The sequence below is a fragment of the Lysobacter xanthus genome (assembly GCF_047159895.1).
Genome location: NZ_BAAGAB020000010.1, coordinates 47,066 through 59,631, shown reverse-complemented (window position 1 = coordinate 59,631; position 12,566 = coordinate 47,066). Strand labels below are relative to the sequence as shown.

The window sequence follows — 12,566 nt, the reverse complement described above, 5'->3', positions numbered from 1 at the left end:
GTCATATGGGCGCCGAAACGGCCCGTTTCCACCACCCCGTGGGCCGACACACGCAGACGCTCGTGGAGCTCGAACTCCAGTACCGCGCCGACGGCACGCCGACGCGCATCGTGCCCACCGCGCGCGCGACGCGCCTGACCATGGACCGCGAAGGCATCCGCCGCCTCGCCGCCGAGACGCTCGGCCTGCCGACGTCGCCCTACCGCTTCGTCGACACCCATGAGGAATACCGCGAGGCGATCACGGCCGTGGGGCTGCCGTGCGTGGTCAAGCCGGTGATGTCGTCGTCGGGGAAGGGCCAGTCGACGGTACGTGCACCGGGCGAGGTCGACGCCGCGTGGGCCTACGCGCAGACCGGCGGCCGCGCCGGCGCCGGCCGCGTCATCGTCGAGGGGTTCGTCGACTTCGACTACGAGATCACCCTGCTGACCGTGCGCCACGCCGGCGGCACGACGTTCTGTGCGCCGGTCGGGCACCTGCAGCGCGACGGCGACTACCGCGAGAGCTGGATGCCGCAGCCGATGAGCACGCGCGCGCTCGCCGCGGCGCAGCGCGTGGCGCGCACGATCACCGAGGAGCTCGGCGGCTGGGGTGTATTCGGTGTCGAGTTGTTCGTGCGCGGCGACGAGGTCTGGTTCAGTGAGGTGTCGCCGCGTCCGCACGACACCGGGCTGGTGACGCTGGTCTCGCAGGACCTCTCCGAGTTCGCGCTGCATGCGCGCGCGATCCTCGGTCTGCCGATTCCCGCGATCCGCGAGTACGGGCCGGCCGCCTCGTGCGCGGTGCTGGCCGAGGGCCATGGCACGCCCGTGTTCTCGAACCTCGGCGAGGCCCTGTCGCGGCCGGATACGCACCTGCGCCTGTTCGGCAAGCCGCGGGTGGAGGGCCATCGCCGCGTGGCCGTCACGCTCGCGCTCGGCGCCGACGTCGAGGATGCGCGCGAGCACGCGCGGCAGGCCGCGGCCGCGCTCGCCATCGAATTGAAGTGAGGATGCCCGCATGACCGAGCAGACCAGCGGCTACGCCGTGTTCCTTTATGACCAGGCGCTCGAAGCGCTCGGCGAGCCCATCAAGCCCTACGTGCAGCAGGGCACGCAGGGCGCCTACGTGCCCTGCCACGAGGTCGACACCGGCGGTGCCTTCGTCGAACTCACCGTGCGCGGGCGCACCGATGGCGGGGCCCCGGCGGAAATCGAACTGATGATCCCGCAGCAGATGGTGCGGATGATCGTCTCGACGCACAGCGACGCGGCCTTCGGCTTCGCGGCCCGCCACCTGGAGCCGGGCCTGACCACGCTGCCCGTCGTCGGGCCCGCGGCGCCGCCGGCGAGCGAGCCGTCCGCCGCGACGCCGCACGGCGCACCGTCGGGTGGGCCGAAGGCGGACGCGACCGACGACCGCCGGCTGCCGCCCGAGGGCTGAGCCGCGCGGTCAGCGCGGCCCGATGTCGATCCAGGTCGCGTGGTGGTCGCTGGCGTCGAGCAGTTCGCTGCCCGGCTCGCCGGCCTTCGGCCAGAACACGCCACCGCCGCGCACCGGCAGGTTGCGCGAGGGCAGCACGTAGTCGAGCCGCAGCGTGCCCGTGCGGGGGCCGAAATCGCCGGTATGCGTGGCGATGTCGCCGCGGCGCGGGAAACCGTACTGGCGCGCGCGCTCGGCGGCGCCTTCGCTGGTCGGCACCGCGGCGGGATTCACCCGCGGATGGCCGACGATCTGCAGGATCGCGCCCGGCTCGCCGTCGCCGTCGACCGGGTCCGCATTGTGGTCGCCGAGGATCACGAAAGCCGCGTCGGCCGCGAGCCCGCCGCAGCGGCCGCGGTCATCGCACAGCCATGGCTTGTCGCCTGCGGTGAGGTATTCCGCCCAGAGTCGGATCTCGTCGAAGTTTCGCAGCCCGTTGCGGTTCTCCGGGCCGTCGAAGACCGGCGGCGTCGGATGCGCGACGAGCACGTGGATGCGGCCGAGCGGCGTCTGCACCGGAACGTCCCAGTGCGACTTCGACGACAGCGGGAACCGGGCCCAAGCCTCGGCGGAGTACCAGGGCTCGCCCGTCTTCGGATCACGCGGCTCGCGCGCGCCGGGCAGGTCCTTCCAGCGGAAGTTCTGGAAGGTCCGGACGTCGCGCTCGGCGATCGGGTAACGCGACAGCACGAGCATGCCGTACTGGCCGGGATGCAGCCCGAAGCCCCAGGCATCGTTGCCCGCATCGCGACCGTCGCCGCCGACGCGGCCGTTGCGGTCCAGGTCGAAGCCGCTCGGCATGCCGGTGTTCACCGGGGCGAGGTAGCGGTAGGCGTAGCGCAGCGCCGGACCACCGCCCGGCTGCGGGACGTCGAGGTAACGCTGCTGGAAGAGGTCGGCCGCGCGATGCGCGGGATCGAAGTCGAATTCATTGAGCAGCACGATGTCGGGCCGCACGCGCTGCAGCACCGCCGCCACCTTGCGCGCGTTGTCGTCCCCGGCCTCGAGGCGTGCGATGAGGCCGCCGGCGCGATCGTCGTTGAGCGAGGTGTTGTAGGTCGCGATGCGCAGGGGCGCGGCGCCGTTGGCGCGGATGTCGCGTGCCCACTGGTCGCGGTCGCCATGCACGCGCACGCGCACGCAAGCGGCGAGCAGGAGCAGCGCCGCGGCGAGCAGCGCGAGGGTCAGCGTTCGGGTCATGGGATCTCGTCGGGGAAAGGCCGCCAGTCGCGGCCGTCGAAGGATTCGAGCGGGCGGAAGCGCCGCTTGTAATCCATCTTCGCGTGGCCCGCGATCCAGTAGCCGAGGTAGAGGTGCGCGCGCGATTCCTCCGCCGCCCACTGCAGCTGGCGCAGGATCGCGTAGGTGCCGAGGCCGCGGTCGGCCTCCGCGGGGTCGTAGAACGTGTAGACCGCCGACAGCGCCTCGGGGGCGATGTCGGTGACCGCCACGGCGAGCAGCCGGTGCTCGGCCGTCGCCGTGCGGAATTCGAGGAAGCGCGTCTCGCTCCAGCGGCCGACCAGGAACTGGTCGAACTCCGTCGCGCCGTGCCCGTCCATGCCGCCGTTCGCATGGCGCGCGGCGAGGTAACGGCGGTAGAGGTCGAGGTGCTCGTCGGTGCGCTCGGCGGGGCAGACGCGCATCACCACGTCGGCATTGCGCGCGATGCACTTGCGCTGCGTGCGGTTCGGCGCGAAGGCGGCCACCGGGATGCGCACGGGCGTGCAGGCGCGGCAGGACGCGCAGTGCGGGCGGTAGACGATGTCGCCCGATCGGCGGAACCCCCAGCCGAGCGCGAGCGCATACCACTCCGGAAGGCGGGGATCGTGCGGATCGAGCACGAGGTCGCGCGCCTGCCGCTCCGGCCAGTACCCGCATTCGTGCAGGCCGGTGTGGAAGAGGCGGAGGTCGTCGCCGTCGCGCGCGGGAGTGCTGCCCATGGCGGCAGCATACCCCCGACTCCGGCTGGCCCGCGGCTGAACGCGGCAGGCGCGGCGTCAACGGATCGGCAGCCCGGGCGTTTCACCTGCATCGGCGCACACGCCGGAATCCCGGAGCAGCACACGTGAAGCAGTCCAGCATCCTTTCCCTCGCGGTCGCCTCGGTCCTCGCGGCCGGCATCGCGGTGGCGGCACCGGCCACGACCGCCATGAAGGCCAAGGTCGACGCCAACGGCGACGGCGTCATCGATCGCAGCGAAGCGGCCGCACGCCCACACTTGGCGCAGGCGTTCGATCGCCTCGATGCCAACCATGACGGCCGCCTGCAGGCCTCCGAACGTCCGCAGCGTGGTGGGCACCACGGCGGCGGCATGAAGAAGCTCGACACCAATGGCGATGGCGCGATCGATCGCAGCGAGGCGGCGAAGGCGCCGCGCCTGGCCGAAAAGTTCGCGCAGCTCGATCGCAACAACGACGGACGCATCGATGCCTCCGAGCGTCCTCAGCATGGCGGCCGCCACGGCGGTGGCATGAAGCAGCTCGACACCAACGGCGATGGCGCGATCGACCGCAGCGAGGCCGCGAAGGCCCCGCGCCTGGCCGAAAAATTCGCCCAGCTCGACCGCAACAACGACGGACGCATCGACGCGTCGGAGCGCCCGCAGGGTGGGCGACTCGCGAAGCTCGACGCCGACCACGACGGCCGGCTGAGCCGCGCCGAGGTGGCGAACTCGAAGTTCGCCGCACGTTTCGACGGCATCGATACCAACCGCGACGGTTACGTCGACCGCACCGAGATCCGCGACGGCATGCAGCGCCTCCGTCAGGCCCGCACGCCGGGCAACGGCGGCCGCTGATCCCTCCGGGGGATTTCCCTCGCCCGCGCCGGACGGCGCGGGCTTTTTTTCGCCCGCGGACCGCGCGGTGGGCTCAGGGCGCGACGACCTTCAGCGTCTTCGTGACCTGCCACGCGCCGTCGACCCGGCGCACTTCGAGCGTCTTGTACTTCGCCCACATGCGGTGGTGGTAGGCGGTGTATTCGACCGTGGCGACGTCGGGCGCGGTGGGGCGGAAACGCTCGATCTCGGCGAAGGTCGCCTTCTGCTTCGACTGCGGATGCACGCTGCCACGGTCCTCGTCGGCGATGCGCTCGCAGTGCGAGGCCGGCACGAGCGTGAGGCCGGGGCGCGGTCGCAGGACATCGCGCACCTCGCGCGTCGCGTCGCGGCGGTCGACCGAGAGGCAGGCCACAGGCGTGTCGATGTCGGCGAGTTCCTTCTGGAACACGGCCTGGGCGACGGGGATGAGCGTGGCCGTGCTGCGGCCGTCCAGCGGACCGGTGGCCACCTGCGGCACGGGTGGCGTGCGGCCGGAGCGCGCGAACATCATCACGATGACGATCACCATGCCGGCGAGCAGCGCGGCCTTCACGCGCGTCGCGCGCTTCTGCGCGGGCGTGCGGGTGGTCTCGTCGCCGAACTCCGAGCGGAAGCGCAACTTCGCGTCGCCCGGACGCGTGGAATCGAGCAGGCCCGCCTCGCGCAGGATCTCGCGTGCCCGTCCGCTGTCTTCGGAGCGGACGACCCACAGCGCGGGGCGCGTGGACTCGCCGCTGTCGCGATAGCTCACCGTCGAGCGGCGACCGCCCTTGTACGAGCGGCCGTCGGTGATGCGCACTTCGATGCCCGCGTCGCGCATGAGTGCCGCGACGCGCTCGACGTTCTCGAGGCGGGCGCTGGAAAAGACCTGGCGCATGTCAGCCCACCATCGGCTTGCGGGGCGGCGCGTCGCCGAGCACGCGGATCATGCCTTCCTGCGCCGTGCTGGCCACCAGGCGGCCCTCGCGGTCGTAGATCATGCCGCGCGCGAGGCCGCGCGCACCCTGCGCGCTCGGGCTGTCGATCGAGTACAGCAGCCAGTCGTCCGCGCGGAACGGGCGATGGAACCACAGCGCATGGTCGAGCGACGCCATCTGCACGTTCGGCTGGTAGTAGCTGATGCCGTGCGGGAACGTGGCGGTGCCGAGCAGGTGGAAGTCGGACGCGTAAGTCAGCAGCGAACGGTGCAGTTCGGGTTCGTCGCCGACCTTCTCGCTCAGTCGGAACCAGACCTGCTGGTAGGGCGGACGCTTCGGCGGCTTGAGCTCGTCGCGCGGGTAGACGTGGCGGAACTCGAACGGCCCCTGGCGCGACAGCCAGCGCTGCACCTTGTCCGGCAGCTTCGCGAAGACTTCGGGCGGCACGGCGTGCGCGGGCTCGATGTCTTCGGGCATCGGCACCTCCGGCATCGACAGCTGGTGCTCGCTGCCGTCTTCCTCGTGCTGGAACGATGCGGCGAGGAACAGGATCGGCTGGCCGTGCTGGATGGCGGTGACGCGGCGCACCGAGAAGCTGCCGCCGTCGCGCGTGCGGTCGACCGAATAGAGGATCGGCGCCTCGATGTCGCCGGCGCGCAGGAAGTAGGCGTGCAGCGAATGCGCCGAGCGCGCGTCCTTCGCCGAATCCATCGTGCACTGCGCGGCCGACAGCGCCTGGCCGAGCACCTGCCCGCCGAAGACGTACTTGGTGCCGATGTCGCGGCTCTGGCCGCGGAAGAAGTTGTCTTCCAGCCGCTCGAGCGCGAGCAGCTCGATCAGCTCTGAAACCGGGGAGGACATGCGCGGGAAGTCCCAGCGGGAAGGCCGCGGATTATAGCGGCCGGCCCCGGTCGGCCCGGCTCACGGGGGCGGGACGGCCAGTCGCTGCAGCGGGACGTTCGCCAGCACGTAGTCCCACGGGAAGAGCGGGCCGGGGTCGCGCTTGCGGCGCACGTGCACGCTCGGATCGTCGGTGGCCTCCACCGTCGCGGTGTCGAGGTCCTCGTGGCCGGCGACGAAGCGCAGCGCCGGGTGCGCAGCCGCGAGCGACCTCAAAAGCGCGACGAGCGTGTCGATCTGCGCGGGCGTGTAGGGCTCGTCCATCGCCTGGTGGTCGCGGTCGTACCAGCGCGGGTAGCGGCCGGTATTCACCAGCTCAATGCCGATCGAGCGCGGGTTGTAGCCGCGCGTGTGGTGCGCCGTGCGCTCGGGCGCGACGTACTGGTGCAGGGCACCGTCGCGATCGATGTAGAAGTGCCCGCTGTTGCCCGTGCCGCTGTCGGGATACAGCACCTTCTCGCCGTAGGTGCGGGCCATCGCCAGGTCCGGCACCTCGGTGCAGTGGATGACGATCAGGTCGACCTGCGACAGCGGCCGCGGCTCGAGGCGCGCTTCGTAGGGCAGGGGATCGACGCGGACGGGCAGGGGCGGCAGGTCGGGCAGCATGGGTCGATGCTAGCGCGTCGCGGCGCTGCGCCTTCATCCAGGCAGCCCTATCCTCGACGCATGGCCCGTTTCCCCGACCGCTCGATGCTCGGCGCGCTCATGTCGCGCTTCCCGCGGGACGGCCGCGTCGATTGGCTGGGCGTACGCCCGGCACGGGACGCACCCGTGGAGCCGCGCGAGGCGGTCGAGGCGATCGCGGAGACCGGGCTCGTCGGCGACCGCTACGCCGGCGGCAGCGGCAAGCGCGGCGTGACCCTGATCCAGGCCGAGCACCTTCCGGTGATCGCGGCGCTGGCCGGCCTCCCCGGCGTGGCGCCGGAGATGCTCCGCCGCAACGTGGTGGTCGCCCGCATTCCGCTGATCGCGCTGAAAGGTCGCCGCTTCCGCATCGGCGAGGTGCTGCTCGAAGGCACCGGGCCGTGCGACCCCTGCTCGAAGATGGAGACGGCGCTGGGCGAAGGCGCCTACAACGCCATGCGCGGCCACGGCGGGCTCTGCGCCCGGGTGGTCGAGGGCGGCTGGATCCGGCTCGGCGACGCCGTCCGCGCGGTGGACTGACGCGCCCTCCGCGCCGACCGGCGACAATGCCCGTCCTTTCCCGCTCCCCGGCCCCATGCGCGGACACTGCATCCTTTCCCACGGCTTCGAGAGCGGCCCGGACGCCGCCAAGGTGACGGCGCTCGCCGAAGTCTCCGAAGCGCTCGGCTTCAGCCACGAGCGGCCGGACTACACCGACCTCGACGCGCGCCGCGACGTGGGGCCGACGGGCGACGTCGCCGCTCGCCTCGCTCGCCTGCAGGACCGGATCCGCGAGGGCGCGGCCCGCGGGCCGGTGGTGCTGGCCGGGTCGAGCCTCGGCGCCTGGATCAGCGGCCGCGCGTCGCTCGAGGCGGACATCGCCGCGCTGTTCCTGATGGCGCCGCCCGTGCGGCTCGACACGGCGTATCCGCTCGTGGCCGCGAAGGTGCCGACGTCGATCGTGCACGGCTGGAACGACGAACTCATCCCGGTCGACGACGTGGTGCATTGGGCGCGCGAGCGGCGCGCCGATCTCCTGCTCGTCGACGATTCGCACCGCCTCGCCGCCCACGCGGACGCGAGCGCCCGCGCCTTCGCCGCCCTCCTCGGGAAGCTCTGACATGCGTTTCTTCGCCAGCTGCGGCAAAGGCCTCGAATACCTCCTCGTCGACGAACTGCTCGCGCTCGGCTGCGAGCACGCCACCGCGACGGTCGCCGGCGCCAACGTCCAGGGCACGCTCGCCGACGCGCAGCGCGCGGTGATGTGGTCGCGCCTCGCCAGTCGCATCCTCTGGCCGCTCGCCGACTTCGACTGCCCCGACGAGCATGCGCTCTACGCCGGCGCGATGAAGATCGACTGGACGGCGCACGTGCCGCCGCGTTCGACGATCGCCATCGACGCGCACGTCTCCGGCACGGCGCTCACCCACGCGCAGTACGCGGCGCAGCGGGTGAAGGACGCCGTCGTCGATACGTTGCGCGCGGCCACGGGCGAGCGCCCCGACGTCGACCTCGAGTCTCCGGACGTGCGCATCAACCTCGTGGTGCGCAAGGGTCGCGCGATCCTGTCGATCGATCTTTCCGGCCGCCCGATGCACCGGCGCGGCTGGCGGCGGAAGCAGGTGGACGCGCCGCTCAAGGAAAACCTCGCTGCGGCCGTGCTGATGCGCGGGCGCTGGATGGACGTCTATCGCGAGGGCGGGGCGCTGATCGACCCGATGTGCGGCAGCGGCACGCTGCTGATCGAGGGCGCACTGATGGCGGGCGACGTGGCGCCGGGGCTGCTGCGCCACGGCGACGACGCACCGACGCGCTGGGCCGGCTTCGACACCGCGGCGTGGACCGACCTGCACGTCGAGGCGATCCGTCGCGAAGCCGAAGGCCTCGCCGCGCTCCGCCCCGTGTTCTTCGGTCGCGATGTCGACCCCGAGGCGATCCGCGCCGCGCGCGACAACGGCATCAGCGCGGGGCTCGTGGACGTGATCGAGTGGAAGGCCGCGGACGTGCGCGACGTCGGCGCGACGCTGCCGCCGGAAATCACGGTGGGCCGTGGCCTGGTCGCCTGCAATCCGCCCTACGACGCACGCCTTGCCGCGGATCCGGCGCTTTACCGTGCGCTTGGCGACGCCCTGCGCGCCGCCGTGCCGACCTGGCGCGCGAGCCTGCTCTGCGGCGACGAATCGCTCGCGCGGGCCACCGGCCTGCGAGCGAAGAAGACGTACGCGATGTTCAACGGCGCGATCGAGACGGTGCTGCTGACGGCCGACCCCGTCGCGCCCGTCGGACGCGTGGTCGCGGGCGACGCCGCGCAGGCGGCACCGCCGGTCGCGCTGTCGCCCGGCGCCGAGATGGTCGCCAACCGCCTGCGCAAGAACCTGCGCAAGCTCAAGGCCTGGCGCGAGCGCGAAGGCGTGACGTGCTACCGCGCCTACGACGCGGACCTGCCCGAATACGCCGCGGCGATCGATGTCTACACGACCGAGGAGCGCGAGCCCCGCCTGTTCCTTCACGTGCAGGAGTACGCCGCGCCGGCCGAGATCCCGGAAGCCGATACGCGTCGCCGCCGCAACGAGCTGCTCGCCGCCGCGCGCGAGGTCTTCGGCGTGTCGAAGGACAACGTCGCGCTCAAAACCCGCGAGCGGGGCAAGGGCGGCAGCAAATACGGCCACTTCGACCGTCGCGGCGAATTCCTCGTGGTGCGCGAGGGCAATGCGCGGCTGCGCGTGAACCTGTTCGACTACCTCGACACCGGCGTGTTCCTCGACCATCGGCCGCTGCGCCTGCGGCTGTTCGACGAGGCACGCGACGCGCGATTCCTCAACCTGTTCGCCTACACGGGCGCGGCGACGGTGCAGGCGGCGCTGGGCGGCGCGCGCGCGACGACGACGGTCGACCTGTCCGGCACCTACCTGCAGTGGTGCGCCGACAACCTTCAGGAGAACGGCCTTGGCGGTGCGAAGCACCGGCTGGTGCAGGCCGATGCGATGGCCTGGCTGGAGGGCGACGCCGGCCAGTACGACCTCGTGTTCTGCGACCCGCCCACGTTTTCGAACTCGAAGCGCGCGGGCGACTTCGACGTGCAGGCCTCGCACGTGCGGCTGTTGCGCGCCGCCGTGGCGCGGCTCGCGCCAGGTGGGGTGCTGTACTTCTCCAACAACTACCGCCGCTTCCGCATGGACGAGGCGGCCGTCGCCGAGTTCGCACGCGTCGAGGACATCAGCGCTTCGACGATCCCGCCCGATTTCGAGCGCGACGCGCGCATCCACCGCTGCTGGCGGCTGACCGCACGCCGCTAGCGCCGCTGCTCGGCGCACGGATGGAACGAAACGTGCGGGTGGTGCGACCTGTGCGAGACGCATGGCGTCGCCATGCTCTGGGCTCAGCCGCCGCATCGGAGTCGCCATGTCCCGTCCAGCCCGCGTCACCCGCCTCGTCACCGGCATGCCGGCGTCCGACGGCGCGGGCGTGCGCCTCACCCGTGTCATCGGCACGCCGCAACTCGACGCACTCGATCCGTTCCTGATGCTGGACGAGTTCGGCACCGACCGGCCGCAGGACTACCTCGCCGGCTTCCCGGACCATCCGCATCGCGGCTTCGAGACCGTCACGTACATGCTCGACGGGCGCATGCGCCATCGCGACAACCACGGCAACGAGGGCGTCCTCGTGCCGGGCAGCGTGCAATGGATGACCGCCGGCCGAGGGCTCGTGCATTCGGAAATGCCGGAACAGCAGGAAGGACGCATGCGCGGCTTCCAGCTGTGGGTGAACCTGCCCGCGCGCGACAAGCTGTGCGAACCGAAGTACCAGGAATTCGCACCCGAGCGCATTCCCGTCGCGCAGCCCGCATCGGGGGTGACGGTGAAGGTGATCGCGGGCGAGGTGGAGGGCGCGGTCGGGCCGATCGCGCAGCCGGCAACGGCGCCGGTCTATCTCGACATCGCGCTCGACGCCGGCGCGAGCTGGACGCATGCGCTGCCCGAAGGCCACGCCGGCTTCGTCTATGCCTACGAGGGCGATGTCCGCATCGGCGGCCAGCCGGTGCGCACGAAGCAGCTCGCGGTGCTCGAGGGCGAAGCGGTCACGTTCGAGGCCGCCACCGCGGCGCGCGTGCTGCTGGTTGCGGGCCGACCGCTTCGCGAGCCGGTCGCGCGGCACGGGCCGTTCGTGATGAACACCCGCGAGGAGTTGCAGCAGGCGTTCGCCGACTACCAGGCGGGCCGGTTCTGAGCATGCCGGGCATCGAGCGCCCGGCGGTGCATCACTTGCTCGACAGCTGGGCGCCGTTGCCGAAGCGCAGGCCGCTCGTCTGCGACATCGCGCGGGCGAGGTCGTCGTTCGAACGTGCCTGGATCCACAGGTAGGCGACGCGTCCGTCCGGTAGTGCGATCACGGTTTCGCGCGCCTGCACGTCGGGCTGGCCCGCGAGTTCGCTGCGATACCAGTAGGTCGGCCGCCCGTTGAGCGTGGCTTCCTCGGCACGGTTGCCGCGACCGGGCTTGAACGCCGACTGCGCCGCGATGTACAGGCCGAATGCCTCGCTGCCGTCGGCGCGGAGCGCGCGACAGAATTGGGTACCTGCGGCCGTCTTCGTCTCCCACGACAGCCCGCTGTCGGCGGGCAGGGCGGGGCATTCGGCGGACTGGGCCTGCGCAAGGCCGGCCACCACGAGCAGGCCGAGGCCCATCGGAATGCGGATGCTCTTCATGTCGTTCCCCTGCGTGCCGCGGACAAACCCGCGACCCGGGATCGACCATAGTCCAGCCCAAAGCGCTTGACAAATCCGGCGGCCTCGGGTGGGGCTCGCCGTGACGGCGGACGGACGCGGACCGTCAGAAGGCGACGCGACGCGTCAGCCGCAGCCTCCGAAGGCCGTCAACGTGCCGGGTCGAGGCGCACCGTCGCATGCGGCGGGGACTCGAAATCGAGCCCTGCCAGGGTCAGGCGCCAGGCGCCGAGATCGGCGGTGGGCGAATTCCCGGTGGTGATCGTGAACTCGTGGCTGCCGTGCCGGAAGGCGACCGTCGCACTCCCGGCCTGGATGCACTGCACCTTCGGCGGACAGCGGGAATCGCTGCGCACGCCGAGGTAGGCGAGCGTCGACGCATCCGGCAGCGTCACCGTCTCGCCCTGCGCGAGCGTGGCGGGCGCACCGGGCGCGAGCATGCGGCCGCCGGCACCCGCCGTGGCGCAACCGGCGAGCAGGACGATCGGAAGGGCGGCGAGGATGGCGGACTTCATGGGCGCACTCCGTGGGATGCAGGCGTCGAGCCTAGCCCGCGCGCCGTGGTCGTGGCTTCACGGCTCGCGCCGATCGTCGACCGTGGCGCGACCGTCCGGCAGCACGTCGATCGTGATGCGGCGCCCGAACTCGGTGTCCGCGGTCGGACCGATCGCGCAGCCGCACAGCGCCGACGCGATCGCCGGGATGGTGTTGCTGTGTCCGACCACCAGCACGGTGCCCGACGCGTGGCTGCGACGCAGCGCGGCGGCGAAGGCGGGCGCGGGCTGCGCAGCGTCGTACGTGGTGATCGGCAGGTCGTGCGCGCGCGCGCTGGGCGCCGCGGTCTGCTGCGCGCGGCGCGTATCGCTCGCGTACACCGCGACCAGCCGCGCGGACTGCAATCGCCGTGCGAGGGTCTCGGCCCGCGCGCGCCCCGCGTCCGTGAGGTTGGGGTCGCGCGGATCGTCGGTCGCCTTCTCGGCATGCCGCACCAGCACGAAGCGCATCGGCACGGCGTCCGGCGGCGCGGAGGCGCAACCGGCCAGCAGCGCGAGTGGCAACAGGCATCGCAGGATCCAAGCGCGCATCGGTGTCTCCCCGTGGACGCGCCATCACAGCGCGC

General features: G+C 71.9%; 15 protein-coding genes. 7 read left to right on the top strand and 8 right to left on the bottom strand.

Annotated features, from left to right (window positions below; translation table 11 throughout):
- Together purT and ACY35P_RS05085 are read left to right on the top strand one after the other, a co-directional pair.
- On the top strand, positions 1-989 hold a 989-nt coding region (gene purT, locus ACY35P_RS05090; protein WP_462114746.1), incomplete at its 5' end, for a formate-dependent phosphoribosylglycinamide formyltransferase.
- Positions 990-999: 10 nt separating this feature from the next.
- Complete coding sequence (locus ACY35P_RS05085) at positions 1,000-1,422, top strand: hypothetical protein (RefSeq protein ID WP_462114745.1); 423 nt, start codon at positions 1,000-1,002, stop codon at positions 1,420-1,422.
- 9 nt (positions 1,423-1,431) lie between these two features.
- On the opposite strand, the gene ACY35P_RS05080 is transcribed toward ACY35P_RS05085, so the two are convergent.
- Both ACY35P_RS05080 and ACY35P_RS05075 read right to left on the bottom strand, forming a co-directional pair.
- The gene (locus ACY35P_RS05080; RefSeq protein WP_462114744.1) at positions 1,432-2,661 is read right to left on the bottom strand and encodes an endonuclease/exonuclease/phosphatase family protein; all 1,230 of its coding nucleotides are present in this window, start codon (positions 2,659-2,661) and stop codon (positions 1,432-1,434) included.
- Complete coding sequence (locus ACY35P_RS05075) at positions 2,658-3,401, bottom strand: arginyltransferase (protein WP_462114743.1); 744 nt, start codon at positions 3,399-3,401, stop codon at positions 2,658-2,660. The genes ACY35P_RS05080 and ACY35P_RS05075 overlap by 4 nt, the downstream gene beginning before the upstream one ends.
- 125 nt (positions 3,402-3,526) lie before the next feature.
- Between ACY35P_RS05075 and ACY35P_RS05070 the strand changes: the two genes are divergently transcribed.
- Positions 3,527-4,258: an EF-hand domain-containing protein gene (locus ACY35P_RS05070; RefSeq protein WP_462114742.1), complete on the top strand. Its 732-nt coding sequence runs from the start codon at positions 3,527-3,529 to the stop codon at positions 4,256-4,258.
- A 73-nt stretch (positions 4,259-4,331) separates the two neighbouring features.
- On the opposite strand, the gene ACY35P_RS05065 is transcribed toward ACY35P_RS05070, so the two are convergent.
- Genes ACY35P_RS05065 through ACY35P_RS05055 form a run of 3 tightly spaced genes read right to left on the bottom strand, consistent with a single transcriptional unit; the run spans position 4,332 to position 6,702 of the window.
- The gene (locus ACY35P_RS05065; RefSeq protein ID WP_462114741.1) at positions 4,332-5,156 is read right to left on the bottom strand and encodes a putative signal transducing protein; all 825 of its coding nucleotides are present in this window, start codon (positions 5,154-5,156) and stop codon (positions 4,332-4,334) included.
- 1 nt (position 5,157) lies between these two features.
- On the bottom strand, positions 5,158-6,057 hold the full coding sequence (locus ACY35P_RS05060; protein WP_462114740.1) for an acyl-CoA thioesterase: 900 nt from the start codon (positions 6,055-6,057) through the stop codon (positions 5,158-5,160).
- A gap of 60 nt (positions 6,058-6,117) precedes the next feature.
- Positions 6,118-6,702 carry an N-acetylmuramoyl-L-alanine amidase gene (locus ACY35P_RS05055; RefSeq protein WP_462114739.1) on the bottom strand — a complete coding sequence of 195 codons (585 nt, stop codon included), beginning with the start codon at positions 6,700-6,702 and terminating at the stop codon, positions 6,118-6,120.
- 60 nt (positions 6,703-6,762) lie between these two features.
- Here ACY35P_RS05055 and ACY35P_RS05050 point away from each other — a divergent pair, with 60 nt between their 5' ends.
- The 4 genes from ACY35P_RS05050 to ACY35P_RS05035 all read left to right on the top strand — a co-directional run bounded on the left by ACY35P_RS05050 (position 6,763) and on the right by ACY35P_RS05035 (position 10,950).
- A complete protein-coding gene (locus ACY35P_RS05050; protein ID WP_462114738.1) occupies positions 6,763-7,260 on the top strand; it encodes an MOSC domain-containing protein in 498 nt (165 codons plus the stop codon).
- Between the two features lie 55 nt (positions 7,261-7,315).
- Positions 7,316-7,840, top strand: a complete 525-nt coding sequence (locus ACY35P_RS05045) for an alpha/beta hydrolase (protein ID WP_462114737.1) — start codon at positions 7,316-7,318, stop codon at positions 7,838-7,840.
- A 1-nt stretch (position 7,841) separates the two neighbouring features.
- Positions 7,842-10,016, top strand: a complete 2,175-nt coding sequence (gene rlmKL, locus ACY35P_RS05040) for a bifunctional 23S rRNA (guanine(2069)-N(7))-methyltransferase RlmK/23S rRNA (guanine(2445)-N(2))-methyltransferase RlmL (protein ID WP_462114736.1) — start codon at positions 7,842-7,844, stop codon at positions 10,014-10,016.
- 94 nt (positions 10,017-10,110) lie between these two features.
- The gene (locus ACY35P_RS05035) at positions 10,111-10,950 is read left to right on the top strand and encodes a pirin family protein (RefSeq protein WP_462114747.1); all 840 of its coding nucleotides are present in this window, start codon (positions 10,111-10,113) and stop codon (positions 10,948-10,950) included.
- Between the two features lie 31 nt (positions 10,951-10,981).
- On the opposite strand, the gene ACY35P_RS05030 is transcribed toward ACY35P_RS05035, so the two are convergent.
- The 3 genes from ACY35P_RS05030 to ACY35P_RS05020 all read right to left on the bottom strand — a co-directional run bounded on the left by ACY35P_RS05030 (position 10,982) and on the right by ACY35P_RS05020 (position 12,531).
- Positions 10,982-11,428 (bottom strand): hypothetical protein, encoded by a 447-nt coding sequence (locus tag ACY35P_RS05030; protein ID WP_462114735.1) that lies wholly within the window; start codon positions 11,426-11,428, stop codon positions 10,982-10,984.
- 167 nt (positions 11,429-11,595) lie between these two features.
- Positions 11,596-11,961: a hypothetical protein gene (locus ACY35P_RS05025; protein ID WP_462114734.1), complete on the bottom strand. Its 366-nt coding sequence runs from the start codon at positions 11,959-11,961 to the stop codon at positions 11,596-11,598.
- 57 nt (positions 11,962-12,018) lie between these two features.
- The gene (locus ACY35P_RS05020) at positions 12,019-12,531 is read right to left on the bottom strand and encodes a phosphoglycerate mutase family protein (RefSeq protein ID WP_462114733.1); all 513 of its coding nucleotides are present in this window, start codon (positions 12,529-12,531) and stop codon (positions 12,019-12,021) included.
- Between the last annotated feature and the right edge of the window lie 35 nt (positions 12,532-12,566).